This window comes from Tenacibaculum caenipelagi (assembly GCF_004363005.1).
GTDB classification, from domain to species: domain Bacteria; phylum Bacteroidota; class Bacteroidia; order Flavobacteriales; family Flavobacteriaceae; genus Polaribacter; species Polaribacter caenipelagi.
This window is the reverse complement of record NZ_SNYH01000003.1, coordinates 405,261-431,517: the sequence shown is the minus strand read 5'-3', so window position 1 is coordinate 431,517 and position 26,257 is coordinate 405,261. Positions and strand designations below refer to the sequence as shown.

At 33.0% G+C, this 26,257-nt stretch carries 23 protein-coding genes; 11 read left to right on the top strand and 12 right to left on the bottom strand.

Going from position 1 to position 26,257, the window contains the following annotated elements:
* The first annotated feature begins 12 nt into the window (after nucleotides 1-12).
* The 6 genes from DFQ07_RS08615 to lgt all read left to right on the top strand — a co-directional run bounded on the left by DFQ07_RS08615 (nucleotide 13) and on the right by lgt (nucleotide 5,373).
* Entirely contained in the window at nucleotides 13-567 is a 555-nt protein-coding gene (locus tag DFQ07_RS08615) for an RNA polymerase sigma factor (protein ID WP_133535889.1), read from the top strand.
* Nucleotides 560-1,126: a hypothetical protein gene (locus tag DFQ07_RS08610; protein WP_133535888.1), complete on the top strand. Its 567-nt coding sequence runs from the start codon at nucleotides 560-562 to the stop codon at nucleotides 1,124-1,126. The genes DFQ07_RS08615 and DFQ07_RS08610 overlap by 8 nt, the downstream gene beginning before the upstream one ends.
* Entirely contained in the window at nucleotides 1,107-2,597 is a 1,491-nt protein-coding gene (locus DFQ07_RS08605) for a hypothetical protein (protein ID WP_133535887.1), read from the top strand. Before DFQ07_RS08610 ends, DFQ07_RS08605 begins: the two co-directional genes overlap by 20 nt.
* Nucleotides 2,598-2,706: 109 nt before the next feature.
* Nucleotides 2,707-4,188 carry a cysteine--tRNA ligase gene (gene cysS / locus DFQ07_RS08600; RefSeq protein WP_133535886.1) on the top strand — a complete coding sequence of 494 codons (1,482 nt, stop codon included), beginning with the start codon at nucleotides 2,707-2,709 and terminating at the stop codon, nucleotides 4,186-4,188.
* Nucleotides 4,189-4,428, top strand: coding sequence for a membrane protein insertion efficiency factor YidD (gene yidD / locus DFQ07_RS08595; RefSeq protein WP_125343682.1), 240 nt, complete (start codon nucleotides 4,189-4,191; stop codon nucleotides 4,426-4,428).
* A gap of 93 nt (nucleotides 4,429-4,521) precedes the next feature.
* Entirely contained in the window at nucleotides 4,522-5,373 is an 852-nt protein-coding gene (gene lgt / locus DFQ07_RS08590; RefSeq protein WP_133535885.1) for a prolipoprotein diacylglyceryl transferase, read from the top strand.
* A 93-nt stretch (nucleotides 5,374-5,466) separates the two neighbouring features.
* Here the strand turns inward: lgt and DFQ07_RS08585 are convergent, their stop codons facing one another.
* The 6 genes from DFQ07_RS08585 to DFQ07_RS08560 form a co-directional block, all read right to left on the bottom strand.
* A complete protein-coding gene (locus DFQ07_RS08585) occupies nucleotides 5,467-5,937 on the bottom strand; it encodes a hypothetical protein (protein ID WP_133535884.1) in 471 nt (156 codons plus the stop codon).
* Nucleotides 5,938-6,429: 492 nt separating this feature from the next.
* Nucleotides 6,430-7,710, bottom strand: coding sequence for a glycosyl hydrolase family 18 protein (locus DFQ07_RS08580; RefSeq protein ID WP_133535883.1), 1,281 nt, complete (start codon nucleotides 7,708-7,710; stop codon nucleotides 6,430-6,432).
* Complete coding sequence (locus tag DFQ07_RS08575) at nucleotides 7,691-8,110, bottom strand: DoxX family membrane protein (protein ID WP_133535882.1); 420 nt, start codon at nucleotides 8,108-8,110, stop codon at nucleotides 7,691-7,693. Before DFQ07_RS08575 ends, DFQ07_RS08580 begins: the two co-directional genes overlap by 20 nt.
* Before the next feature lie 122 nt (nucleotides 8,111-8,232).
* The gene (locus DFQ07_RS08570) at nucleotides 8,233-9,036 is read right to left on the bottom strand and encodes a hypothetical protein (RefSeq protein WP_133535881.1); all 804 of its coding nucleotides are present in this window, start codon (nucleotides 9,034-9,036) and stop codon (nucleotides 8,233-8,235) included.
* A 139-nt stretch (nucleotides 9,037-9,175) separates the two neighbouring features.
* The gene (locus tag DFQ07_RS08565; protein WP_133535880.1) at nucleotides 9,176-9,742 is read right to left on the bottom strand and encodes an SMI1/KNR4 family protein; all 567 of its coding nucleotides are present in this window, start codon (nucleotides 9,740-9,742) and stop codon (nucleotides 9,176-9,178) included.
* 143 nt (nucleotides 9,743-9,885) lie between these two features.
* On the bottom strand, nucleotides 9,886-11,658 hold the full coding sequence (locus DFQ07_RS08560) for a DUF6119 family protein (RefSeq protein ID WP_133535879.1): 1,773 nt from the start codon (nucleotides 11,656-11,658) through the stop codon (nucleotides 9,886-9,888).
* Between the two features lie 610 nt (nucleotides 11,659-12,268).
* Here DFQ07_RS08560 and DFQ07_RS08555 point away from each other — a divergent pair.
* Nucleotides 12,269-13,900 carry an ABC-F family ATP-binding cassette domain-containing protein gene (locus DFQ07_RS08555; protein WP_133535878.1) on the top strand — a complete coding sequence of 544 codons (1,632 nt, stop codon included), beginning with the start codon at nucleotides 12,269-12,271 and terminating at the stop codon, nucleotides 13,898-13,900.
* Nucleotides 13,901-14,216: 316 nt separating this feature from the next.
* Here the strand turns inward: DFQ07_RS08555 and DFQ07_RS08550 are convergent, their stop codons facing one another.
* Together DFQ07_RS08550 and DFQ07_RS08545 are read right to left on the bottom strand one after the other, a co-directional pair.
* A complete protein-coding gene (locus DFQ07_RS08550; RefSeq protein ID WP_133535877.1) occupies nucleotides 14,217-14,594 on the bottom strand; it encodes a DoxX family protein in 378 nt (125 codons plus the stop codon).
* Between the two features lie 523 nt (nucleotides 14,595-15,117).
* Nucleotides 15,118-15,990: a M90 family metallopeptidase gene (locus DFQ07_RS08545; protein ID WP_133535876.1), complete on the bottom strand. Its 873-nt coding sequence runs from the start codon at nucleotides 15,988-15,990 to the stop codon at nucleotides 15,118-15,120.
* A 703-nt stretch (nucleotides 15,991-16,693) separates the two neighbouring features.
* Here DFQ07_RS08545 and DFQ07_RS08540 point away from each other — a divergent pair.
* Entirely contained in the window at nucleotides 16,694-16,981 is a 288-nt protein-coding gene (locus tag DFQ07_RS08540; RefSeq protein ID WP_133535875.1) for a hypothetical protein, read from the top strand.
* 41 nt (nucleotides 16,982-17,022) lie between these two features.
* On the opposite strand, the gene gcvP is transcribed toward DFQ07_RS08540, so the two are convergent.
* Nucleotides 17,023-19,878 carry an aminomethyl-transferring glycine dehydrogenase gene (gcvP, locus tag DFQ07_RS08535; protein WP_133535874.1) on the bottom strand — a complete coding sequence of 952 codons (2,856 nt, stop codon included), beginning with the start codon at nucleotides 19,876-19,878 and terminating at the stop codon, nucleotides 17,023-17,025.
* 132 nt (nucleotides 19,879-20,010) lie between these two features.
* On the opposite strand from gcvP, the gene DFQ07_RS08530 reads away from it, so the two are divergent.
* Nucleotides 20,011-20,823: a UbiA prenyltransferase family protein gene (locus tag DFQ07_RS08530; protein WP_133535873.1), complete on the top strand. Its 813-nt coding sequence runs from the start codon at nucleotides 20,011-20,013 to the stop codon at nucleotides 20,821-20,823.
* 170 nt (nucleotides 20,824-20,993) lie between these two features.
* Nucleotides 20,994-22,886 carry a phosphoglycerate dehydrogenase gene (gene serA, locus DFQ07_RS08525; protein ID WP_133535872.1) on the top strand — a complete coding sequence of 631 codons (1,893 nt, stop codon included), beginning with the start codon at nucleotides 20,994-20,996 and terminating at the stop codon, nucleotides 22,884-22,886.
* 78 nt (nucleotides 22,887-22,964) lie between these two features.
* Here the strand turns inward: serA and DFQ07_RS08520 are convergent, their stop codons facing one another.
* Genes DFQ07_RS08520 through DFQ07_RS08510 form a run of 3 tightly spaced genes read right to left on the bottom strand, consistent with a single transcriptional unit; the run spans nucleotide 22,965 to nucleotide 24,847 of the window.
* Complete coding sequence (locus tag DFQ07_RS08520; RefSeq protein ID WP_133535871.1) at nucleotides 22,965-23,441, bottom strand: DoxX family protein; 477 nt, start codon at nucleotides 23,439-23,441, stop codon at nucleotides 22,965-22,967.
* Between the two features lie 59 nt (nucleotides 23,442-23,500).
* On the bottom strand, nucleotides 23,501-24,067 hold the full coding sequence (locus tag DFQ07_RS08515) for a Crp/Fnr family transcriptional regulator (protein ID WP_133535870.1): 567 nt from the start codon (nucleotides 24,065-24,067) through the stop codon (nucleotides 23,501-23,503).
* A 3-nt stretch (nucleotides 24,068-24,070) separates the two neighbouring features.
* Nucleotides 24,071-24,847 carry an IclR family transcriptional regulator gene (locus DFQ07_RS08510; RefSeq protein ID WP_133535869.1) on the bottom strand — a complete coding sequence of 259 codons (777 nt, stop codon included), beginning with the start codon at nucleotides 24,845-24,847 and terminating at the stop codon, nucleotides 24,071-24,073.
* A 147-nt stretch (nucleotides 24,848-24,994) separates the two neighbouring features.
* On the opposite strand from DFQ07_RS08510, the gene kynU reads away from it, so the two are divergent.
* Nucleotides 24,995-26,254, top strand: a complete 1,260-nt coding sequence (gene kynU, locus DFQ07_RS08505; protein WP_133535868.1) for a kynureninase — start codon at nucleotides 24,995-24,997, stop codon at nucleotides 26,252-26,254.
* Nucleotides 26,255-26,257: the final 3 nt, after the last annotated feature.

Sequence of the window (26,257 nt, the reverse complement as noted above, 5' to 3'; positions counted from 1 at the left end):
AAGAAATCAATAATGAAGTCAACCAAACAGATACATCAACCGGTTATAGATGCCTGTAGAAATAATGATGCAAAAGCACAAATGCAATTGTATGATTTGTATTGTGATGCGATGTTTACAGTAGCATTGCGGTATGTGAAAGATTCATTTACTGCGGAAGATGTAGTACAAGAAGCATTTATAAAAGCGTTTAAAAATATTGATTCGTACAAAGAAGAAGTAACGTTTGGTGCTTGGTTGAAAAGGATTGTTATCAATCAGAGTATTGATTATTTAAAGAAGAGGAAGCTAGAATTGATTTCTTTAAATGAAGAAACAACCACATTGGTAGATGATGATCATGATAATTGGAATGTAGCGTCGACCATATCGTATCAAGATATAGTAAACTGCATTCAGCAATTAAAAGAAAAGTACAGAATAGTGTTGACACTGTTCTTATTAGAAGGATATGACCATGGAGAAATTTCACAAATATTAGGGATTTCTGAAGTGAGTTCGAGAACACATTTATTACGAGGAAAAAAACAAGTACAAGAGCAATTAAAAGCAGTACATCATGTCTAAAGATATTAGAGAAATACTAAAAAATGAGGTTGAAAACACAGAAAAATTATCAACCAATCACAGACAGCGTTTTCAACAAAAGTTGCTAGATGAATTGCATACAACACCACGAACAAAAAAATCATATCAGTGGTTATATATAGCGGCGTCTGTAGTGTTGTTGGTGAGTTTGGGAATTCAGTTTTATCCAACGAATACTGTAGATCCAATAATAAATGAGGTTCCAAAAGAAATTCGAAACCAAATTAGTTTAGGTACCATTTCACCCGAGTTAAAAACGGTTGAAGATTATTATGTAAATACCATTAATTACGAGTTAAGTCAACTTGAATTAACAAGTGAAAACAAAGAACTTTTTGACGGTTATTTGACCAAAATAGGTGAACTAACCAAAGAATATAAATCGTTAACCCAAGAGCTCAATACAAAAGGAGTTAACGACGATACTATCAATGCATTGATTGGAAACCTGCAACTGCGTTTACAGCTGTTAAAACGTATGCAAAAACAATTACAAGAATTTAAAAATCCAACTCAAAATGACATTCAAACAATTTAAAATCAGTGTTTTTTTACTGTTAGTAACTGGCGTTGTATCTGCTCAGAAATACAACAAAAAGTTTAGTGAAAATTTTAAAACCAATAAAGACGTAGTAGTAAGCATTAACGCATCTAATGCAGAGATCGATGTAACTACTTGGAACAAGAACGAAGTCTCAGTAGAGGCAGTTGTTGAAGTGGAAGGGCTTGATAAAAAAGAAGCTCAAAAGTATTTAGATAACTGGAAATTTGAAGCTTTAGGTAACAAAAGTAAAGTGCAAATCAACGCAAATAGAAATAGTTTCCGTTCATTAGGAAATGATAATATTGTGTTCTTTAATTCATCAGATAATAACTTTCCAAGAGCATTTCAATTTGATAGTGACGATGAGGTAATTGTAGTTCCAGAGGTAAGAATTCCTGAAATGCCAGAGATGCCAGAAATTCCTGAGATTGAAATCCCAGAAATTAATTTTGAAGAAATTGTTACAGGCTTAGAAGACATCGAATTTGACTTTGATAAGTATGCAAAAGACGGTGATAATTATTTCTTTAGGTGGAAAGATGGTGTAAATGATATTACCATAAAATCAAAGAAAGAATGGGAAGAATTCAAGAAAACAGATAAATATAAAGAGTTTAAAAAACATCAAGAAGAAAGAAAAAAAGAGATTAAAGAAGAACTAAAAAAGATTAAGGTAGAAAGAATTAATCAAGAAGAACTTAGAAGAGAAGTGGCGAAAGCGAGAGCTGAGGTTCGAAAAATTAATAGAGAAGAGATACGAAAAGAGCTAGCGAAAGCAAGAGAAGAAATGCACAAGGCAAGAGAAGAGATGCATAAAGCAAGAAGAAAAATGAATAAAAATCGTGTTAGCTACTCTTTTTCATCTGATAGTAACAATTTTATGGTAAACGGTAAAAAAGTAAAAGTTACCAAGAAAATTATTGTAAAAGTACCAAAATCAGCAACGTTTGATTTAAATACCCGTCACAGTAAAGTAACCTTGCCAAAAACCAAAGCTTCAGGAAAAGTTAGTTACGGTACCTTTAAAGCTGATGCGCTTGATGGTGGAAAATTGAATATTTCATATTCACCTGTAAACATAAATTCATTAAACGCGTGTACGTTGTTCTTAAATAATGTAACCGATGCTCAGTTAGCATCGGTTACCAATACCAAGTTAAATTTTAACTCGTCAGGAGTGGTACTAAGTAATGTATATAATGATGTAGAAGTGAATAATGAGTTCGGAAACTTAACAATTACAAAAGTGCATTCTAATCATAATAATTTAAAAGTTTTTTTAAACTATTCAGAAGCTGGTGTAAACTTGGTAGGAGCCAACAAGGTGTTTACTATAGAAAGTGATAGAATTAAGAAGTTAAAAGACGGAAGCGTAGAATACAACGGAGATTTTACCCTTATTTCAAAAGACAAAAAAATAGAAATAGACGGTAAATACAGTCAATTAAAATTGAAAAATAAATAAAGAAACAGAAATAAAACTACTTTTTATTTTTATAAAATTGCTAACAAATTCCATTTCTGTATTCTTTTTAAAGTGCCTATCTTAGCGTTCGTTAATAGTCACTTTTACTATGGAATTATACAAAGAAAATCAACTTAAAATATACAACTCTTTAACCAAATCAAAAGAGCTTTTTAAACCCGTAATTGAAGGACGTGTAGGAATGTACGTATGTGGTCCTACGGTATATAGCAATGCCCATTTAGGAAACGTACGAACTTTTATGTTTTTTGATGTGGTATATCGTTATTTATTACACTTAGGGTACAAAGTGCGTTATGTGCGTAATATTACCGATGCTGGTCATTTAGAAAATGATGCAGATGAAGGAGAAGATAGAATTGCTAAAAAAGCACGCTTAGAAGAGATTGAACCAATGGAAGTGGTTCAACGTTACACAGTAGATTTTCACAACGTATTAAACAATTACAACTTTTTACCGCCAAGTATAGAACCTACTGCGACAGGACACATCGTAGAGCAGATTGAAATGATTAAAGAAATCATGGATAAAGGATTTGCGTATGAAGTAAACGGTTCGGTATATTTTGATGTATTAAAATATAACGAAACAGGAAACTATGGAGTTCTTTCGGGTAGAAAGTTTGAAGATGCTATTCATAACACCAGAGCCTTAGACGGGCAGTCAGATAAAAGAAATCCACAAGATTTTGCACTTTGGAAAAAAGCCGATGAACGTCATATCATGCGTTGGCCTTCGCCTTGGAGTGATGGTTTTCCTGGTTGGCACTTAGAGTGTTCGGTAATGAGTACCAAATACTTAGGTGAGCAGTTCGATATTCACGGAGGAGGAATGGATTTAAAATTTCCACATCATGAGTGTGAAATTGCACAGTCGCAAACTTGTAGTGGTGTAAAACCAGTAAATTACTGGATGCATACCAATATGTTGTTGTTGAACAGTCAAAAAATGGCAAAATCAACAGGGAACTTTATTTTACCAAACGAAATTTTAACAGGAGAAAATGACATTTTAGGAAAAGCGTTTTCAGCTAGTGTGGTTCGTTTTTTCAATATGCAAGCCAACTACCGTAGTATCTTAGATTTTTCTGGAGAAGCTTTAGAAGCAGCTGAAAGAGGACATGCGAAGTTAATGGAAGCTGTAACTTTCTTAGATAAAATTGAAGCAGGTGCTACTTCTACATTTGATGTTCAAAAGTGGAAGCAAGATTGCTACGATGCCATGAATGACGACTTTAATACGCCAATTTTAATATCACATTTATTTGAAGGGGTAAAAGTCATCAATCAGATAAAAGAAGAGAAAGCAAGTTTGTCTTCTGAAGATTTAGCAGTGTTTAAAAACACCGTTAACGCATTTGTTTTTGATGTTTTAGGTTTGATGAATGAAACTTCAGAAGGGAACAATTCTGAAAAACTAAGTGGTGTGGTAGAAATGTTAATCACGATGCGTAAAGAAGCTCGCGAAAATAAAGACTGGGCGTTGTCTGATGAAATTCGCGATAAGTTATTAGCTTTAGGAATTCAATTAAAAGACGGTAGAGAAGGAACAACGTTTACAGTTAATTAATTGAAAAAAATCCTAACATATCCATTTATATTGTTGGTTCGGTTTTATCAAACTGCAATTTCACCGTTTACACCCGCTACGTGTAGGTATTCACCTACCTGTTCAAGCTACACCATAGAAGCATTACAAAAACACGGATTGTTTTATGGTGGTTGGTTGGCATTGAAAAGAATTTTTAGTTGTCATCCGTGGGGCGGAAGTGGTTATGATCCTGTTCCTGAGAAAAAAGAAAAAAAATAATCGTTATTACGAGGTGTTTATGACGAAGTAATCTCTTTTTTAAGATTGCTTCATTACATTCGCAATGACAATGTTAAAACTAAATAAGAATAGATGAATTTTTTATCCATAGTGTGGGATTGGAACCCAGAAATAATAAATATTGGAGGTTTTGGTATTCGTTGGTACAGCTTAATGTTTGTGGCAGCATTTGTATTAGGACTTCGATTAATGAAAAAGATTTACATTAACGATAACATTCCAGTTGAAAAACTAGATCCGTTATTTATGTACGTATTCGTTTCTATGTTGGTAGGAATGCGTTTAGGAGATGTGTTCTTTTACAGTTGGGACTATTACCAAAACCACTTACTAGAAATTATACTACCGTTTAAAAAGCACGAAGGTTCTTCTGCTTTATTCGGATTGTTAGATGGATGGAAATTCACAGGATTTACAGGGTTTGCAAGTCACGGAGCGGCAATTGCAATTCCACTTGTTATGTATTTCTATGCTAAGAAACACTTACACAAACCTTGGTTGTTTATTTTAGATAGATTAGGAATAATGGTAGCCTTAGCTGGATTTTTTATCCGTTTCGGGAACTTTTTCAATTCTGAAATTTATGGAAAACCAACAGGAAGCAGTTTTGGAGTTATTTTTAAAAGAGCAGGAGAGACGGTGCCACGTCACCCAACCCAATTATACGAAGCATTTAGCTATTTAGCATTGTTTGTAGCTTTGTGGTATTTCTATTGGAAAACCGATAAAAAGAATCAAACAGGATTTTTGTTTGGGTTATTCATGGTAGTGTTGTGGTCGTTACGTTTTGTAATAGAATTTTTAAAAGAAGCACAAGTTGACGGACGAGAAGATTGGGTATTCAATTCTCTAAATACTGGTCAGGTATTGAGTATTCCGTTAGTATTAATCGGTTTCTGGTTAATGTTTAGGAAAACAAAATAAACTTGAGGTAATAGTATAAAAAAGTCGTCTAAAATTACTTTTTAGACGACTTTTTTATTACTGGTTAATCATCACAGTTTGCAATACCTAAATTTATAACTTACTTTTTGTTTTTTCAATTTTTACTTTTGTCTTATCTATTTTATTTAGCCATCTTTCTTCAGCATTAGGCGATAATTTTCCCTTTCTTTTTAGTTTTCTATATTTTTTTTCAGTTTTTCTTAGTTTGTCAGTTAACTTATCTAATTTCTTTTTTGCTTTTTCGGCTTTTTGTATCTTTTTTTCTGCTCTTTTTCTCGCTTTTTGGCGTTTCTTCTCTGCCTTTTTTCTAGCTCTTTCGGTCTCTTTTTTTGCTTTTTCTTTTAATTCCTTTTGTTCAGAAATTAAAGTAGCTTGTTTTAAAATAGTTGTTTTTTCTTCATCTTTTAAAATGTTTGTTACTTCCTCTCCATCTAGATAGATTTTTTCCTTTTTAACTTTGTAGGTTTTTCCTTCTTTTTTTACTTCTTGAGCATTTACTGTAAATCCACAAAGGATTATTAATAATACAATAATACGTTTCATACTTTATTTTTATAATTATTTATAATTTTAAAAAGCCGTTCATTTAATTTTACCATAAATAATTGCAGGTAGGCTCTTACTATATATAACACATAAATGGTATAAAAAGTCACATAATTATCATAGTTTTAACATTTAAAAGTCGTATAAAAATATGAAACGTGTGTTTAGTTTTTACTTTTATGAACTATATAGGTTTGTAAGAAATATTGTTCAGACTATCCCATTGCTGCTCGGTTGTAAAATTATAACTACCGTATGTTTTTTCATGTAAATAGTGTTGACTTGTTTTTGGGGTTTGAACAAGAAGCCGCCAAAACAATTAATAAGGCAAGACTTAAAAATGTTTGAATCTTATTTTTCAGTTGCCGCATTGCTTTCACCCTTTTTTAGTTGATTAAAGGATAATCCGTTAGGAAACATGAATGTTAAAAACAATAAAAAACTCCAAGTGAAATCTTGGAGTTTTTTATTGTTCTATAGTAGAAATTCTTACTCTTTAGAAAACTTTTCAGATAACAAATCCCATAGTTGAGAGTACCCATTGTCATAGCCCAGAGCCCAAATACCGACACCGCCTATTTTATTGCTTTTTATCCAGTCGTATTTCATTGAAAGAGATTGTACATCTTCAAAAAACAACTGTCTATACTCATCGTTGTGGTCTTTAATAACCATATAGCTTGAAGCGCTTTTAGAATCAAATTTGATGGGAATTTGTAAGGAATCAATGTAAATGTCTCGTATAGTATTGTAACGAGGATGCGATTTGAATTTGGTTACTTTAGCACCCATTTCAGAATTTTTTGTATACCATTCTGCTCCGTAATAAGGAAGTCCCGCAATTAGTTTATTCAGTGGTACCCCTTTATTTTTGTAATAATTGACAGAAGTTTCTAAACCATTTCCGAATGTTTTGCTGTATTTAAAAGGTGTTACCGGTCCTGTAGTTTTGCTAAAACTACCGTAGTAATCGTACCCCATTAGGGTATAAAAATCGATATACGGATTGATAGCTTGTATATCAAAAACATCGTTCCAATCAATAGCATACAAACATATAGAAACCATATAGTTTGGATTCTTTTCTTTTAGTTTTTTAGAAACCTGAATGATAAATTGCGTAAAGCGATTTCTGTCTTCTTTGGCAACTCCTTCAAAATCAATATTAATGCCATTTGCATTTTTTAACGCAAGTAATTCGGCTACCTTATCTATCAATGTTGTTTGAGCTTTTGAGTTTTTTAAGAACACAGCATTGTTTTCAACTCCAAAGTTAGAAACGGTAAGAAACACTTTACAACCATTCACTTTGGCACTATCAATTAACGGAGTAGTTTTCCATTGGTGAATGCTTTTGTAGTTGCCCGTTTCGGGTTCAACGGTGTATGAAAAGTACGAAATTCCCCAAAGCAGAGAAAAGTTGTAACTCTTATAAGAAGAACCGTTGGAATATACATGCCATCCAAATGTGCGATAATCAGGGTGTACTTTTCCTTTTTTATGAACTATGGGTTTGTAAGAAATGTTGTTCAGACTATCCCATTGCTGTTCGGTTGTAAAATTATAACGGCCGTATGTTTTTTCATGTAAATAGTGTTGACTTATAAACTGATTACTGCTAGCACTACCTATAGAGTCTTTAAGTTCAACAGATTTTATATCGTTGCTAGCTTGTGTTGCCTTGTTTTTAGGGTTTGAACATGAAGCCACCAAAACAGTTAATAAGGCAAGACTTAAGAATGTTTGAATCTTATTTTTCAGTTGTCGCATTGCTTTCACTCTTTTTTAGTTGATTAAAGGATAATCCGTTAGGAAACATCAATGTTAATAACACAAAAATTAATAAAAAACTAAACTCTACACCATTTCTCCCGCCACCTACTACATACCAGCCTTCTTTAAAATGAACCATGGCGATTCCTGCGATAAGTACAAATATGGTAACAGCACTTGCCCATTTAACATACTTATTGAAAAGCAAACAAAAAGCAGCAACCAGATGCGATAGTTTAATAGACCAGGCGATAAAAACACCAAAAGGCGCAAACCCCATTGGGTTTAAGTACAAATTACCAAAATCGTTGATTCCGTTGTCAAACATTCCGGGAATGCTGTGAGTTAGTAAAATAATGGCAGCTGCCAAACGAAGTAAAAAAGAAGGGTGTGTCATTTTGTATTGTTGTTTAGTTGATGATTTTTAAAGTTGATAAATTATGTCAATATTTTAAAGAATTACTGTTTAAGATTTTACATTAAAGGTTTATATAGCTTATGCATTGCTAGTAAACGTATTTATTTCCATTTAGTTCTTAATTCAGTACCAATAGGATACTTTTTATGGTCAAAATCAGGTAGACGATATACACCAAAACTACGATTTGTTAAAACAGAATCGATTTCTAAAAAAATCATATCATCTTTTGTAGTCATTGATAGACGGTTGTTCATTTTGTCATTCTTTCCTTTATCTAATTCTATTTCCCACCAATAATTTTCGTTATCGTACGGGTCGGTTATTTTTTTAAAACTTTTTATTTTGGCTGAAATAGGTTGTGTTAAAAAAAACTCTTGCCACTTTTCAGGAATTTGTTTTAAATTAAATTCTGATTTTATTGAATCTTTACTTTTCTTGGATAGATACATTCCGTTTGTACTAGGTTCTAGACCTACATTTAAATGATTAGCGAATCTAATGTAATCGTTTTCCTTTTCAAGACTCCAGCCATAATCATAAAAACTAGAAAGAAGGTATTTATTATTTTCCCAAGTAACAATTTGAAATTCAGTTTTAATTTTAAGTGAATCAACTCCATAATTAATATTAGTCGTTTTTGGTTTTGATTTCCTGTCAAAAGGATATTCGATTGGATATTCGGTAAGTTCTATTGTTTTAGGACTCAATTTTAAGTTTATATTATCCATTTTATAAGTTCCGAATACTTTTTCTCTTTCTCCACCACCAGTACAACCAAACACATAATTTTCGTTTATAAACCTCCCATCACTTAACAGATCAAGCCTTGAACCATTATTAAATCCATCGTAAGAATATCTAATAGTGTCAATATTCTGTGCTAAATTATTGTTATCATTCAATTTTGTTTTATTATTCGAACAACTAAATATTAAAAACAATAATAGAATATTAATGTGTTTCAAAGTCTTTATCAAAATATCAGTTAATTTTTATGTAAGAAGATTAATTATGTGTTTAAACTTTTAATTTTATCAGGTATTACAGATAGTTTATTATTCTTTCCCAAATACTCTTTTTTACTTTTTTCTTTGGCTTAAGTTCTCTTATAATGTTGTCAAGTTTGGGATCAATCCATCTTTTAAAATTATTATATTTAGGAATTACTTCTGAATTTGATGCTAATTCATCTTCCCATACCTGCCCCTTTGCTTTTCCTTTAATTATTAATACATATCCATTGCCACAACCAGTTCCAGCAAGACTGATACACCCATTAGTTAGTTCGTCATAATCAAATTCATTAGTTGAGTCTTTTGTTCTTTCAACAACGGGAAACTCTATATAAGGATTATGACTTTCATCATCAAGGTCAGCAAAATAATTTGTAAAGTTTGTCTCGTCAAAAATTACCTCATTATGTTCATTGTCCTTAATTCCATTTGCAACATTAGTTACAAAATCTTTGAAATCTTCAGGTAGTTTTAATTGATATTTTTTTTCAAAAATAAGAATATCATCTAAAGATGCCTTTTCGGAAAAAACATACTTATTTTGAATATCTAATTCTTTTATTAATTCAACTTTTTCTTTAAATGTTCCAAGCATAAATTATTTGTAATGTGATTATGTATAATTTCGTTGCGTGTTTAAGCACTAAAGTTAGCAAATAAATAGCAGATAGAAAGTTTGCGAGGGCTTTCGTAAGTAGGCGATAACAAGCAATTACTTATAGCCATTGTTAGCGGTAGTTATTTTCTCATAATTTGATGTGTAAGCATTGGAAAATAATTTGCTCTCATTTCACTTGAACATTGTATTAGTGAATATCTTGCGATATTTGAATCAAACGACTCAATATTAGATAAAACATCCAAATCTTTCTTCAAGTGAGAAGTGAAAGCTAAAACAAAAGAGATTTTTTTATCAAATAAATCTTTAAATTCGTCTAACGATAATCCATCAACGCTTCTCTTTTTCTTTTTTAGCTTTTTATAAATCTTTTCCAGTATTAATTTGTCATCTGTACCTAATGTTTTTATTAATCTTCTTGCCGAGATAATTACTTGATTTGTCAATTCTCTCATTTCAGATTTGAAACCATATTTGACGTGGATTAAATATAAATTTCTATTGTCATAATGTAGTATATCACAGAGTTCTAATCCGTCTTCTATTATAGTATCTATAACAATATAATTCGGGATTTTGTCATAAAGCAAATTATAGTGTTTTTCTTTTTTGATTAATTGTTTATCCCAAGGTAGATTTACAATTTTTGGTGGTGCAGAATATGTCTTTAAAACGTGCTTTGTGTTATTTTTTAAATCCTCAACAAATGAATCTCGCAAATGATACCATTTAGTGTCTACTAAGAAAACTGGTTTGCCATCAATCGGAAACTCTGTAGAAATATGAAATAAAAAGCTTGAAGCAACGGTTTTTTTATTGTTTTGATGGCAAGTAACTCTAACGCCTTGTATAAAAACCATAAATTTAAACCTATCATTTACACCATATAATTCTACAGCACGATTTAGAACCGCATCATAAATTTCATTTCTATCTGATACTATTTTAAAAATTTTATAGCCTCCATTTTCTGTCTTCGCTTTTAGCTTATAGATATCAGCTTCATAGAATTTTTCTATATTATTTGGGTTGCAAAAATCGTGTTCGAATGTTGTACCTGAATTTTGATTTCTTTTTCCCAAATTCTCCGTGTCGTTGAAAATTCGCGTGATCAATTCTGGGTGTAATCTATTTGCTTTAAATGTTTCATCAGTAATTTCTTCGTAAGAACTTAGGTAGTCCGATGGTACTAACTCCATTATATATCCAAGTTCAATTATAATCTTATGCAGAGTCTTAAAATCAATCGTCTTTTTAATTTGAAAAGCTCTACCTACAAAAAATTGAATTCTATCTGTTTTTTTACTTTTAAGAAATTTGAAATATAAATCTGTTGTTTCTTGACTTAATCTCAAATGTATTTCTTTTGGTACCTTACCAAATTTTATGAAATCAATAATTCGATAGTTATTCCTGAATTGTTCACTTAGTCCAGCTCTTGTCCCTGTAATTCCTCTCGATTTGATAGATGCAAGTTCATCCTTTTCTGGTTGCATAATTCGAGCATAAGTTGAGAGACCAAATGATTGGTCTATAAACGGAAGGATTATTTGATAAGCATTACCGCCAATTACACAAAAAATGTGATGTTCAGTTTCTACGAAAAGTATTAGAGAAAGTTTTTGCTGGATAAAGTCTTCTCCTTGTGTAAGACTTTTAGGCAAGAATTCCTCCCAATCAGAGACAATATCTTTCGAATTGTAAAGGTATAGGAAATAAGTAAATTCTCCTTTTGTAGTTCTTTTAAGGTTTTTAGATTTAAAATTTTGAGCAATTCCCAGTTTTTTGAATGATGTATTGATAATTTTTTGAATAATCTTTTCCGTGTCGACAATTCCTTTTATCAACCTTTTATTCTTATCAATCAAATATATTTTTGGGTTTTTTGTCAAATGCGTTTTGTTTGTTTTAATTGCCGCTAACTTGTTTATACTTTTACGAACTTAACAATAATAATTTAATTTTCTTATGGAATCCCATAAGCTTAATTATTTAGGTAATAAAAGTAGTTTTAGCTATCATAAAAGCTTGTATGGGTCGTTGATATCACGGCGTGCTCTGAAGACACTACGGCATGGGTCGCTAATACTACGGCAATAGATAAATTAATAACACACGTAAAAAAGTTGACAGCGGTGCTAGCCGTAGCCTCAAATCTCAACAGATTTTATAAAAGCTCTCGGTGTAAACATTAAAAAAGCTCAAGAAAAAACTATCAACCAATACTTAAAAGTAGAATTTTGTTAGTTGTAGTATGAGTAAGCAGCTGTAAACAGTATTGGTTTTTACCTTTAAAGATCACTAGAAAGCGTCATCCCAATTGAAAAGAGGGGTCTCATTAAAGTGAATAACATCTATTGTTGAGATTTCTCATCACTCATACTTAATGCTATCGACATGACACCCCATTGATTTTAGTTAATTTATAAAACTCAGGTTATACCAAAATTTTATCAAAGGTATACACCATTTTTGCTAATTTCGCCGCTTAAAATTATTTGTATGATTACGGTAGATCAATTAACGGTTGAGTTTAGTGGTAACACCTTGTTTAGCGACGTTTCGTTTGTAATAAACGAAAACGATAAAATTGCCTTAATGGGTAAAAATGGCGCAGGAAAATCCACCATGATGAAAATTATTGCAGGAGTTTCCAAAGCTACGAAAGGAGGCGTTCGTAGTCCGAAAGATACCGTAATTGCCTATTTACCGCAGCATTTGTTAATGGAAGACGATTGTACGGTAAAAGAAGAGGCTTCTAAAGCATTTGAATCGGTTTTTGCTATGAAAGCAGAAATGGAAGACCTCAACAAACAATTAGAAACTCGTACCGATTACGAATCGGATGATTATATGAAAATCATCGAACGTGTATCGGATTTAGGCGAAAAATACTACGCATTAGAAGAGGTAAATTACGAAGCAGAAGTAGAAAAGGCTTTAAAAGGATTAGGATTTAAGCAAGAAGATTTTGAAAGAGCAACCTCAGAGTTTAGTGGTGGTTGGCGCATGCGTATTGAGTTGGCAAAAATCTTACTGCAAAAACCCGATTTAATTTTGTTAGATGAGCCTACCAACCACGTAGATATCGAATCGGTAATTTGGTTGGAAAATTTCTTATTAAACAAAGCCAAAGCGGTAGTGGTAATTTCGCACGACAAAGCGTTTATTGATAATATTACCAACCGAACCATTGAGGTAACGATGGGAACCATTCACGATTACAAAGCGAACTATTCGCACTATTTAGAATTGCGTAAAGAGCGTCGTGCACATCAGTTAAAAGCCTACCAAGAACAACAAAAGTTCATTGCTGATACTAAAGCATTTATAGAGCGTTTTAAAGGAACCTACTCGAAAACGAATCAAGTAGCTTCGCGTGAGCGTATGTTAGAAAAATTGGTTCCTGTAGAGATTGATGAGGTAGATACTTCGGCATTAAAACTGCGTTTTCCGCCTTCACCACGTTCAGGGGATTATCCTGTGAAAGTGGAAGGATTGACCAAAAAATATGATGACTTAACTGTGTTTAAAGACGCGAGTTTTTCGATAGCTCGTGGAGAAAAAGTATCGTTTGTAGGAAGAAACGGAGAAGGAAAATCAACCATGATTAAAGCAATTATGGGAGAAATAGATTTTGAAGGAGCATGTGGTTTAGGGCACAATGCTAAAGTGGGCTACTTTGCTCAAAATCAGGCTTCGTTATTAGATCCTGAATTGACAATTTTCCAAACGGTAGATGAGGTTGCTGAAGGAGACATCCGAACGCAAATCAAAAATATATTAGGACGTTTTATGTTCTCGGGCGATGATTTAGAAAAGAAAGTAAAAGTACTTTCTGGAGGAGAGAAAACCCGTTTAGCAATGGTAAAACTCTTGTTAGAACCGGTAAACGTATTGATATTAGATGAGCCTACGAACCACTTAGATTTAAAATCAAAAGAGGTAATTAAAGAAGCCTTATTACACTTCGACGGAACGTTGATTTTAGTATCCCATGACCGTGATTTCTTACAAGGCTTATCTCAAAAAGTATTTGAATTTAAAGACCAACGTGTCATAGAACACTTTGAAACCATTGATGCGTTCTTAGAGCGTAACAACATTAAAGCGTTAAAAGAGATTGATTTATAATAAACGTCATTTTTTATGTCATTTCGAGCGATAGCGAGAAATCTCATGAAACTAACAGCTCCTAAGGTTAAGATTTCTCCCTTTGGTCGAAATGACACTTCAGTTGTCGTCATTGCGAACGCAGTGAAGCAATCTGTTAGTCGAGAAAAAGATAGCCACGTCGTTATCACTCCTCGCTATGACGTTTATTAGGTGTCATTCCGACGATAGGAGGAATCTCATGAGGTTAGTAACTCTTATCCTTGAGATTTAGCTTCGCTGAACCTTACGGTTTCTCTTTCCGTTACACTTCAGTTCGAAATGACACACTAAATAATTATTTTATCATAGGTTGATAAGCCTCACGATTTTCATAAATGACCCAAAGGTTGATAGCAAATAATGCTAAAGCTATAGGAAGTCCTGAAGGAGCTTGAAGAATGTGTGTAAGCATAATTCCAATCATTACAGGAAAAATAACTACAGCACCTAAAGCTCTTGTTTTAGGAATAATGAATAAGAGACCTCCCAAAATTTCTGCAAATCCTACTAAGGGCATTAACCAGCCTATTTCCATCATTGCGGTCATAGCACTCATCATCTTTTCAGGAAGATTTTCAGGCATGGGCATGTAGTTTAAAAACTTGTTAAGTCCAGAGTTGATAAACATTAATCCGAATAGTAGGCTTAGTACGAATAAAATTTTTTGTTTCATAGTTAGTTGGTTTTTAGGGGTTAGTTAATTGTTTTTAAGTATTTTTTTCTGTCTCTTTCAAATATATAAAAAAATAAAAGAGATATAACACGCAGAATATGAGTCATTAAATTTTATTGTCATTGCGAACACAGTGAAGCAATCTGTTAGTCGAGAAAAAGATAGTCACGTCGTTATCACTCCTCGCTATGACGTTTATTAGGTGTCATTCCGACGATAGGAGAAACCGTAAGGTTCAGCGAAGCTAAATCTCACGAGGTGTAACTCCTGTTATTGAGATCTCTCACACTCCGCGTTGCTTCAGTTCGAGATGACAATATGGTTTCGTCATTGCGAATGCAGTGAAGCAATCTGTTAGTCGAAAAAAAGATAGCCGCGTCGCTTTTACTCCTCGCTATGACGTTCATTAGGTGTTAGGAGAAACCGTAAGGTTCAGCGAAGCTAAATCTCATGAAGGGAGTGTCCTCTTTTCTGAAGATTTTTCAGTCGTACCTCCCTCGAAATGACGAGTAGAGGAGAAGGTTTAGTTCACTCCGCAACATTTCTTATACTTTGAACCACTATCACAAGGACAAGGATCGTTTCTGGAAATGTCAAGACGTTTTAAGTGTAAGTTCATGTCATCCATATCTTGCTTAAAGATTTGCTCTAATAAATGATAGAGTTCTGGGTGTTTTTTTGCTAATAGTTTAGGGCGTTCAAAAAAATATTCGCTGGCAACCGAGAAGAATTCTGCTTTATTGGTTCCTCCATAAGGGTTGATGTCAGACGTATTGTTGTAGATTTCTTCAATTTTTTTATTGACTAATTCTATCCACGGAATACTGTATTGTTTTTCTAGTAAAACCTGTGGTACTCCATCAATAGAACCATCCAATTTATCAATTAAATGCACAAATTCATGGATGGCAGTATTCTTTTTATCTGTTTCGTTGGTAAAGCCTAAATGTAATGCCGGTTTTGATAAAATCATTTTACCTTCCAAATATCCGTTACCTACCATTCCTAATATTCTTCTATTATTATCTCCTTCTGTTTCAAAATGTTTGTTAAACATGTCAGGATATAATATAATTTTCTTGATATTAGGGTAGCGCCATTCAGGAAAATTAAAAATAGGAGTTACAGCACTTGAGGCGATTAATAGTTTATCAGTAATGGTAACCGTAACGTCGACTCCTATAACCTCATGATTTAATATAAACTCAAATACTTTGAATTCGAAGAGTTTTTTTTCATCAGAATTTAATGCGTTGTAAAAAGCTACATTTTTAGTTAGAATAATTCTCCATTTGTTTGGGAATGGAGTAGTAGGTTGTTTCCAATTTGAGGTTGAGGTATTTTTATTGAATATATAAAAAACACCTACGAGTATAATTACAGAAAGATATATCATTAAAAATTGAGGTTACTGCTACATAGAAATTTGTTTCCAAATATATAAAATTAAGGTAGAGTAATTCCTCTTATTGAGATCTCTCACACTCCGCGTTGCTTCAGTTCGAGAAGACGGGATGTTTCGTTATTGCGAACGCAGTGAAACAATTTGTTAGTCGAGCAAAAGATAGCCGTGTCGTTATCACTTCTCGCTATGACGATTAGTAAGTGTCATTCCGACGATAGGAGGAACCGTAAGGTTCAGTGAAGCTAAATCTCATGAAGTGAAGTAACTCTTATTATTGAAATCTCTCACACTCCGCGTTGCTTCAGTTCGAAATGACGATTAATTTATTGTCATTGCGAACGCAGTGAAGCAATCTGTTAGTCGAGCAAAAGATAGCCGCGTCGTTATCACTCCTCGCTATGACGATTAATAAGTGTCATTCCGAAGATAGGAGAAACCGTGAGGTTCAGAGAAGCTAAATCTTATTCAAGAGAATAATTTCTAAATGTTGGTTTTTTTTATTTTTAATCATTAAGCTATTTTGTTGTTAATTGTTTAATTTACAGGATGTGTTTTGTTGTAAAAATTAAAATTTATATTATTTGTTTGAATTATTTGTAATTGAAGTTTGGAATGTATACATTGGCGATGAGATTTATGTAGTATAACTTAAATCTAATTATCACAAAGTAGTAACCTATAATTCCCCAATAATATGACTACAAACACAGGTTTTATAACCGTAGCAAAAGAACAAATTAAGTTCTTAAAATTTCCAAAAGAAGAGGTGTTAAATAAAAAGAAAGCAGTGGTAAATCGTTTTTTAGATTTACAGCGAGCTCTGTCTTTAGGAAATCTAGAAAGAGAAAAGGTAAAAATATTTTTTATGGATGTGGATGGTTTAAAGAAAGTAGAAACCACTGTTTGGGGTATTACTGATAAATCAGTAATACTAAAAGAATCTACTATCATTCCGCTTGAAAGAATCGTAAGAGTAGCATAAAAAAAGCCCTCGAAATTTCGAGGGCTTTTTTTTATTTATAATTAAGCTTCCGCTTCCATATAATCTTCAATAGGATTACAAGAACAAATTAAGTTACGGTCACCAAAAGCATCGTCTACACGACGTACAGAAGGCCAAAACTTATTGTCTGCAATATACTCTAATGGAAATGCTGCTTGTTTACGAGAATATGGTAAGTTCCATTCATCAGCAGTTAACATTTCTTGTGTATGAGGTGCATTTTTAAGCGGGTTGTTAGGGTTTTCCTTACTCGCTTCAGCAATCTCTTTTCTAATAGAGATTAATGCATCACAAAAACGATCTAATTCTGTTACGCTTTCAGATTCTGTTGGCTCCACCATAATCGTTCCAGCTACAGGGAATGATACAGTAGGCGCGTGGAATCCGTAGTCCATTAATCGTTTTGCGATATCAGTAACCTCAATTCCATTTTGTTTAAACTCACGACAGTCTAAAATCATTTCGTGAGCAGCACGGTTCATTTCACCAGTATATAAAGTGCTGTAATGACCACTTAAACGCTCTTTAATATAGTTGGCGTTTAAAATAGCATTCTTGGTAGAATTTGTCAATCCGTCAGCACCTAACATAGTAATGTATCCGTAAGAAATTAAACATACCAATGCAGAACCCCAAGGAGCTGCTGAAATAGCAGTGATGGCATTATCACCACCTGTAGCTACTACTGGATTGGTTGGTAAAAACGGTACTAATTGTGGTGCCACACAAATTGGTCCTACACCTGGTCCACCACCACCGTGAGGAATCGCAAATGTTTTGTGTAAGTTCAAGTGACAAACATCAGCACCAATGGTAGCAGGATTGGTTAATCCTACCTGTGCGTTCATGTTTGCACCATCCATATATACTTGTCCACCGTTATCGTGGATAATTTGTGTAACTTCTTTAATTGCTTTTTCGTATACTCCGTGAGTAGACGGGTAGGTTACCATTAAAGCAGCTAAATTATCTTTATGTTTTTTAGCTTTAGCACGTAAATCTTCTACGTCGATGTTTCCTTTTTCATCAGTTTTGGTAACTACTACCTTCATACCTGCCATTACAGCCGATGCAGGGTTGGTTCCGTGAGCTGATGCAGGAATTAAACAGATATTTCTGTTTGTATCTCCGTTTGCTTCATGATAAGCTCTAATTACCATTAAACCAGCAAACTCCCCTTGTGCACCTGAGTTAGGTTGTAAAGAAGTACCTGCAAAACCAGTAACTACGTTTAATTGGTTTTCAAGGTTTTTTAACATGATTAGGTATCCTTCTGCTTGATTTAAAGGAGCAAATGGGTGGATATTACCCCATTGTGGATTACTCAATGGTAACATTTCAGAAGCAGCGTTTAGTTTCATGGTACATGACCCTAAAGAAATCATCGAGTGATTTAACGCTAAATCTTTACGTTCTAATTTTTTGATATAACGCATCATTTCAGTTTCTGATTGATACGTGTTGAATACTTCGTTATCTAAGAAAGAAGTTGCTCTTTTTACCCCAGCAGGAATTACATCCGTTGTAGTAAATTCAGTAACCGTAATATCTGTGATATTGAAAGCTTGTTCGAAACAATCAACAATAGCATTGATTTCTTTTAAACCAACTGTTTCGTTTACAGAGATTGAAATGTGGTTTTCATCAATATAGTTAAAGTTGATTCCGTTCGCTTCAGCTACTGAACGTAATTTATTAGCTTCAACTTCAACTAAAATAGTATCGAAATAAGACGTGTTCTTTTGTTTGAAACCTAAATCGGTTAAAGCTTTCGCTAAGGTTGTAGTACTTGTGTGAACGCGGTCAGCAATATATTGTAATCCATCTTTTCCGTGATACACTGCATACATACCCGCCATAACTGCTAATAATACTTGTGCAGTACAAATGTTAGAAGTTGCTTTTTCACGTTTAATATGTTGCTCACGTGTTTGTAATGCCATACGTAATGCACGACCACCGTCAACATCTTTCGTAACTCCAATAATACGTCCTGGCATACTACGTTTGTATGCTTCTTTCGTAGCAAAGAACCCTGCATGAGGACCTCCATATCCTAACGGAATTCCGAAACGTTGAGTAGTACCAACAACTACATCTGCACCAAATTTAGCTGGAGCCTTTAATTTTACTAAAGATAAAATATCAGCAGCAACAGCTACCTTGATGTTTTTTGCGTTACAGTTTGCTACAAATTCAGTATAGTCATAAACTTGTCCGTGTTTACCTGGGTATTGAACGACAGCTCCGAAGAATTCTTCTGAGAAATCAAACTTTTGGTGATTACCAACTACTAATTCAATTCCGATAGGAATGGCACGTGTTTGTAATACTGATAAAGTTTGTGGCAAAATTTCTTCTGAAACAAAGAATTTGTTTGCGTTGGCTTTCTTTTGTGCTCTTTCACGAACATCAAATAATAAAGCCATGGCTTCGGCAGCAGCGGTACCTTCATCTAATAACGAAGCATTTGCTAACTCCATTCCTGTTAAATCACAAATCATTGTTTGGTAATTTAACAAGGCTTCTAAACGACCTTGTGCTATTTCAGCTTGATAAGGTGTATAGGCAGTATACCATCCTGGGTTTTCTAAAATATTACGTTGAATTACACTAGGTATAATTGCTTCGTGATATCCTAAACCGATATAACTTTTAAAAACTTTGTTTTTAGCACCTAACTCGTTGATGCGAGTTAAGTATTCATATTCACTCATTGCAGGAGCTAAATCTAACTCTTTTTGTAAGCGAATATCGTCAGGGATAGTCTCATAAATCAATTGGTCTAAACTCTCTACACCAATCGTTTTAAGCATTTGGTCTTGGTCTTTAACACGAGGACCTATATGTCTTAATTGAAATGAATTTGTGTTCATTATTGTGTTGTTGTTTTAAGTGGCTCAAAAATAGTGAAATTGCCTGACTTGATACTACATATTTTTTTGTTAAAAAGTGATATTTTATTAACCAAACAGTAGGGTTATAAACATAAAAGCTATTTTTGTTAGATGAAGTTTCTTAAAACAGCACTCGATTTTTATATAAATTCTAGTATTCATGTTGCTTTAGCGGTGTATGCATTGGTGCGAATTACAGAATTATATTTTGAACTTTCGTACAATGAACCGTTGGGTTTATTTGTTTTTTTTGCAACAATTACGGGGTATAATTTTGTAAAATATGCTGGAGTAGCAAAATTACATCATCGTAGTTTAACAACACACTTAAAGATAATCCAGATTTTTTCTTTGATCTGCTTTTTGTTGATGTGTTATTTTGCATGGTTACTTCCCTTAAAAACTTTGCTGTTTTTTGTGCCTTTTGGGTTGTTAACTTTTTTATATGCAGTTCCTTTTCTAAGTGGATTTCAAAAAAACTTGAGAAGTATTGGGTATTTAAAAATAATAGTAGTAGCTATTGTTTGGGCAGGCACCACGGTATTGTTACCAGTATACGCTAATGATACTTTTTTTACAGCAGAAGTATACTTGTCTGTTATGCAACGTTTTTTATTAATCATAATATTGTTGTTGCCTTTTGATATTCGCGATGTACAGTACGATGCCATTTCTTTACAAACCATACCTAAAAAGATAGGTGTAGAAAACACAAAAAAATTTGGGTATGTTTTATTGCTTTTATGTTTGGTTTTAGAATTTATGATTAGCCCTAATACTCAGTTTAGATCAGTGTTTTTAGGACTGTTTTTTTTAATACTCTTTTTGTTAATGAGAGCAGAAACGAATCAATCTAAATATTATAGTTCTTTTTGGGTAGAAGCGGTTCCTGTTTTATGGTTATTTTTGTTGTTTTTACTTTAAAAATGAAATTCTTTAGTGCTGAATGTTACTAAAGTGTAATTGAGGTAGTATTAAAAATCATATCCTTTTAAAAATTGAAAGTTAACTAGTTTGATATGTGTGTTTTTATGAAAACCTTTGTACATTCGTTGGCTTAACAACACAACAACAAAAACACAATAAAAAGTAACATGAATTTAGTAAAACGAAATTTCGTTTTCGATTTCGATAGCACGTTAACTCGTGTAGAGGCATTAGATGTTTTGGCAGAAATCACGCTAGCTGAAAATCCGAAAAAAAAGGAGATTGTTCAAAAGATAATCCATATTACCAATCAAGGAATTGATGGTGATATTTCTTTTACTGAATCCTTAGAAAAACGCATTCAGTTATTAAAAGCAAAAGAATCGGATTTACCTTTATTAATAGAAGAATTAAAACAAAAAGTATCTCCATCAATAGAGAGAAACAAAGAGTTTTTTGAAAAATTCTCTGATGATATTTATGTGATTTCCGCAGGATTTAAAGAATTTATAGATCCGATAGTAGCTGCATATAATATTCCCTCGGAAAGAGTATTTGCAAATACATTTGAGGTTGACGAAGCTGGAATTATTGTAGGATTTGACACTAAAAACCCATTATCTAAACATAATGGTAAAATAGATTGTTTAAAATCCTTAAATTTAGATGGTGAAGTACAGGTGATTGGAGATGGCTATAGTGATGCAGTAACCAAAGAAGCTGGTGTGGCAGATAAGTTTTTTGCCTATACAGAAAATGTATTGCGAGATAAAACAATAGCCAATGCCGACCATATTACACCAAATTTAGATGAATTTTTATACGTTAACAAATTGCCTAGAAACTTATCATACCCAAAGAATAGAATTAAAATTCTACTGTTAGAAAATGTACATCCTGATGCTTTTACAAAGTTAACGAGTGATGGGTTTTCTGTAGAAACTGTTTCAAGAAGTTTGTCGGAAGATGAATTGATAGAGAAACTAAAAGATGTTCATGTGTTAGGAATCCGTTCTAAAACACAAGTAACTCGTAAAGTGATTGAAGCTGCTGAAAAACTAATGGTGGTTTCTGCTTTTTGCATTGGAACCAAGCAAATCGATTTAGAGGCATGTAAAGAAAACGGAGTGGTAGTTTTCAATGCACCCTACAGTAATACACGTTCTGTAGTTGAATTAGCGATTGGAGAAATTATTATGTTAATGCGTAGTGTATTTCAAAGAAGTACAGAAATTCACAACGGTCAATGGAATAAAACAGCAGAGGGATCTAGAGAAGTTCGTGGTAAAAAGTTAGGGATTGTAGGGTACGGAAATATTGGAAAGCAATTATCGGTGTTAGCTGAAGCGCTTGGAATGGATGTGTACTATTACGATGTAGAAGACAAATTAGCTTTAGGAAATGCTACCAGAATGAACACCTTAAAAGAGCTGTTAAATGTTTCTGATGTAGTTACGTTGCATGTAGACGATAATTCCGCCAACAAAAATTTTATAGGTAGAGAAGAAATAGCTGAAATGAAAGATGGAGTTCATTTTGTGAATCTATCACGTGGATTTGTAGTGGATATTGAAGCTCTAGTAGAAGGATTAAAGTCTGGTAAAATTGCAGGAGCTGCTGTAGATGTATATCCTGAAGAACCAAGAAAAAATGGGGAGTTTTATACCGAGTTAAAAGGATTAGATAATGTAATTTTAACTCCGCATGTAGGAGGTAGTACAGAAGAAGCTCAAAAGGATATTGCTGATTTTGTTCCGAACAAAATTATGGCGTATATCAATTCAGGAAATACAGTAGATGCGGTTAATTTCCCAAATATTCGTTTACCTAAGCATAAAAATGCACACCGTTTTTTACATATTCATAAAAACGTACCTGGAGTAATGGCGAAGATCAATAAAGTGTTAGCGAAATACGAGTTGAACATTACAGGACAATACCTGTCTACAGATGAAAAGGTAGGATACGTAATTACCGATGTAGATAAAGAGTATAACCAAGAAGTAATTGCAAAACTGAAAAAAGTAGATGGTACTATTAAATTTAGAGTACTGTATTAATAAGGTTTTGATTTTATTAAGAAATAAACGAGGTCCACAGATAATTTGTAGACCTCGTTTTATTTTTAGAGGTAAGTTTTATAAATTGAATGCTGTTATAGTGTTCGTTTTTAGGGTAGAAAAGTAAATCCACGCTATAAAAAAGAGTTGTAATGGAACTCTAAACCATAAATATGAAAGTCCTTTTCCGTCATAAGTACCTGTTTGGTAATTCAAGTTTTCTAAACTAGATTTTATGTTTGCAGGAAGCATCAATAGTAAGAAAAAGATAAGAATCCAAGCTGTTGTTCTTTTGTAAGTTGGTAATAGTAAACCTATGGCTAATATAATTTCTAAAACTCCAGTAACTAATACTAGAGTTGGTTTTAAAGGAATAAAATTCGGTATCATTTTACTCATGCCTTCAGTAAACAAAAAGTGTCCTAAAGCGGTAAATAATAGCATTGCACACATGGCTATTCTAGCAGAAAGCAGGTAATTGATGTTTTTTGAAATAAGTTTTTGCGCTCCTATAGAAATTATAAAAGTTAAGAGTAAAATAAATAATGGTTTCATTGACTAAAAAGTTTTATTCAAAATTGAAGAAACTTTTAGATAGAACCAATGAACTTGGGTTAATAAATTCGTTTCCTAATTCTACTCAGTGCTTGTGGAGTTACTCCGATATAAGATGCTATATATTTTAAAGGGATATGTTGAATTAACTCAGGTCTTTCATGAAAGAGGTTGAGATACCTTTCTTCTGGTGTATTGTTTAATAAGGATAGCTCTCGCTTTGATTTTAGTAAAAATAAATTCTCTGCATTTTTCCTTCCAATTTCATGACCAATAGTGGTGTTTCGGTAGATGTCTTCTAAATCATTAAAAGATAGTCTCCATAAAACCGTAGGGGTTAACGTTTCGATACTGTATTCGGAAGGAGTTTGTGTTAAAAAAGAATCATAAGCACTGATAAAACTATTTTTAAAAACAAATCCAAAAGTTACATCGTTTTCAATTTTAGGAATAAATAATCTTAAAATTCCTGTTTCAACAAAAGAAAGATAGTTTTCTGTTGTTCCTTTGGTTAATATGATTTCTCTCTTTTGAAGTGTTACTTTTTCGAGCTTAGAACAAAAATAATTTGAGTCCTTTTCAGAGATGTCAGCAAAAGATTGCAAAAGTGTTTTTATTTGTTCCATATTTTATAAACTATCAAAGTCACTTAAATTTTGTTCTATAGTATTGGCACCTTTTTGTAAGATCTGAATGTAACTAGATACATTTTCCATTTTAAATCTACTAGAAGGTCCAGAAGCGCTAATGCCAGCAATCACTTTCCCTTTTTTATTATAAATAGGAATGGCAATACAAACTAAACCCAATTCTGATTCCTCAATATCTAACGCAAATTGTTGCTGTTGAATTTGTAATAATTCCTTTTTGAATTTTGAAGTTGAAGTGATAGTGTTTCTGGTAAACGATTCTAAAGAAATCGAGTTGAAAAAAGTTTTTTGAGTTTCTATCGAAGAAAAAGCTAAGAGTAATTTTCCAATGGCGCTTCCGTTAACAGGTGCGTAAGAACCAATAGAGGTACTTATTTTAAGCCCTTGTAAACTATCAGCTTTATTAATATGAAATGCTTGCTGTTCTTTTAAAATACCCAACAAAACAGTCTCTTGAATTTCTAAGGCTACCTTTTGTATTGGTTCATTGGTTAAATCTCTTAGTGATTTATATATAGAAACACGATTGCCTAATTCAAACAGCTTGCTTCCTAGTTGATATTTTTCGTTGTCGTTTTGTTGCACAGCATTTAATGAAACTAAAGTGCTTAGTAATCTATATACGGTGCTTTTGTTGTAGCCAGTTTTAGTAGCTAATTCTCTAACGCCCCATTCTTTTTTATCATTGGTGAAAGCATCTAAAACAGCAAACGCTTTGATGATAGATTGGTTTAAATTTTTAGAATCTGTATTCATTTTCTCAAAAAATTATTGACTAATATAATAAAAATATGTAAATTTATAAAACACCGTTTTATTATGTGAAACACTTTAGGTTTTATTTTGAGGTAAAAATGAAGTATCTTTAGTGTTTTAGAAATGGTTTTTAGAAATATAATAAGTATGTATAAACCAACACTCGATTACGCACAACAACTAGATAAAGAAGATAACTTAGCGCATTTAAGAGCGCAGTTTCATATTCCAAAAGATGCAAAAGGAAATGACTGGTTGTATTTTACAGGAAATTCTCTTGGATTACAACCTAAACAAACGCAACAATACATTCAACAAGAATTAGACGATTGGGCGAAATATGGAGTAGAAGGGCATTTTGAAGCTCGAAACCCATGGATGCCATATCACGAATTTTTAACAAATTCGATGGCGAATATAGTAGGAGCAAAACCACTAGAAGTTGTGGTGATGAATACCTTAACAACCAACTTACATTTGTTAATGGTGTCGTTTTATCAACCGACTAAAACAAAGTATAAAATTGTTATAGAAAGCGATGCTTTTCCTTCGGATAGATACGCGGTACAATCGCAATTAAAATTCCATGGGTTTGATACAGAAGAAGGATTGATAGAATGGAAACCTCGTGAAGGAGAAGAATTATTACGTATTGAAGATCTTGAGAAAATAGTAGATGAGCAAGGTGATGAAATTGCTTTGTTATTGATAGGAGGTGTGAATTATTATACAGGACAGTATTTAGATATCAAACGTATCGCAGAAATAGGACATGCTAAAAATTGTATGGTAGGTGTTGATTTAGCTCACGGAGCAGGAAATATTTCACCTGAATTACATGATAGTGGAGTAGATTTTGCAGCTTGGTGTACTTATAAATATTTGAATTCGGGTCCAGGAAGTTTAGCAGGGTTGTTTGTACATGAAAAGCATGCACATAATAAAGAGTTACCTCGTTTTGCAGGTTGGTGGAACCATAATAAAGAAACTCGTTTCAATATGCGTCAACCGTTTGATGTGATGCAGGGAGCAGAAGGTTGGCAGTTATCAAATCCGCCAATTTTATCGATGGCAGCAATTAGAGCTTCGTTAGATATGTTTGAAGAAGTAGGAATGGAAGCGTTAAGAGCCAAATCGGAAAAATTAACGGGCTATTTTGAATATTTAATCAATCAGATTGATACGGATAGAATTAAAATAATTACGCCATCGAATCCAAAAGAAAGAGGGTGTCAATTATCTATTCAAGTAAAGAATGCAGATAAAAGTTTACACAAAAAACTAACCGAAAATAATATTATAACCGACTGGAGAGAGCCTGATGTAATCCGTTGCGCACCAGTGCCAATGTATAATAGTTTTGAAGATGTATACAGGATGGTTGAAATTTTAAAAACATTGTTATAAAAC

Excerpts from the sequence above, each read along its gene's own strand:
- cysS (WP_133535886.1), top strand. The coding sequence starts at position 2,707 with ATGGAATTATACAAAGAAAATCAACTTAAAATATACAACTCTTTAACC.
- DFQ07_RS08545 (WP_133535876.1), bottom strand. The coding sequence starts at position 15,990 with ATGATATATCTTTCTGTAATTATACTCGTAGGTGTTTTTTATATATTC.
- DFQ07_RS08565 (WP_133535880.1), bottom strand. The coding sequence starts at position 9,742 with ATGCTTGGAACATTTAAAGAAAAAGTTGAATTAATAAAAGAATTAGAT.
- DFQ07_RS08530 (WP_133535873.1), top strand. The coding sequence starts at position 20,011 with ATGAAGTTTCTTAAAACAGCACTCGATTTTTATATAAATTCTAGTATT.
- DFQ07_RS08555 (WP_133535878.1), top strand. The coding sequence starts at position 12,269 with ATGATTACGGTAGATCAATTAACGGTTGAGTTTAGTGGTAACACCTTG.
- DFQ07_RS08520 (WP_133535871.1), bottom strand. The coding sequence starts at position 23,441 with ATGAAACCATTATTTATTTTACTCTTAACTTTTATAATTTCTATAGGA.
- DFQ07_RS08580 (WP_133535883.1), bottom strand. The coding sequence starts at position 7,710 with ATGCGACAACTGAAAAATAAGATTCAAACATTCTTAAGTCTTGCCTTA.
- DFQ07_RS08605 (WP_133535887.1), top strand. The coding sequence starts at position 1,107 with ATGACATTCAAACAATTTAAAATCAGTGTTTTTTTACTGTTAGTAACT.
- DFQ07_RS08615 (WP_133535889.1), top strand. The coding sequence starts at position 13 with ATGAAGTCAACCAAACAGATACATCAACCGGTTATAGATGCCTGTAGA.
- DFQ07_RS08585 (WP_133535884.1), bottom strand. The coding sequence starts at position 5,937 with ATGAAACGTATTATTGTATTATTAATAATCCTTTGTGGATTTACAGTA.
- DFQ07_RS08510 (WP_133535869.1), bottom strand. The coding sequence starts at position 24,847 with ATGAATACAGATTCTAAAAATTTAAACCAATCTATCATCAAAGCGTTT.
- DFQ07_RS08575 (WP_133535882.1), bottom strand. The coding sequence starts at position 8,110 with ATGACACACCCTTCTTTTTTACTTCGTTTGGCAGCTGCCATTATTTTA.
- DFQ07_RS08540 (WP_133535875.1), top strand. The coding sequence starts at position 16,694 with ATGACTACAAACACAGGTTTTATAACCGTAGCAAAAGAACAAATTAAG.
- serA (WP_133535872.1), top strand. The coding sequence starts at position 20,994 with ATGAATTTAGTAAAACGAAATTTCGTTTTCGATTTCGATAGCACGTTA.
- gcvP (WP_133535874.1), bottom strand. The coding sequence starts at position 19,878 with ATGAACACAAATTCATTTCAATTAAGACATATAGGTCCTCGTGTTAAA.
- DFQ07_RS08515 (WP_133535870.1), bottom strand. The coding sequence starts at position 24,067 with ATGGAACAAATAAAAACACTTTTGCAATCTTTTGCTGACATCTCTGAA.
- lgt (WP_133535885.1), top strand. The coding sequence starts at position 4,522 with ATGAATTTTTTATCCATAGTGTGGGATTGGAACCCAGAAATAATAAAT.
- DFQ07_RS08610 (WP_133535888.1), top strand. The coding sequence starts at position 560 with ATGTCTAAAGATATTAGAGAAATACTAAAAAATGAGGTTGAAAACACA.
- DFQ07_RS08550 (WP_133535877.1), bottom strand. The coding sequence starts at position 14,594 with ATGAAACAAAAAATTTTATTCGTACTAAGCCTACTATTCGGATTAATG.
- kynU (WP_133535868.1), top strand. The coding sequence starts at position 24,995 with ATGTATAAACCAACACTCGATTACGCACAACAACTAGATAAAGAAGAT.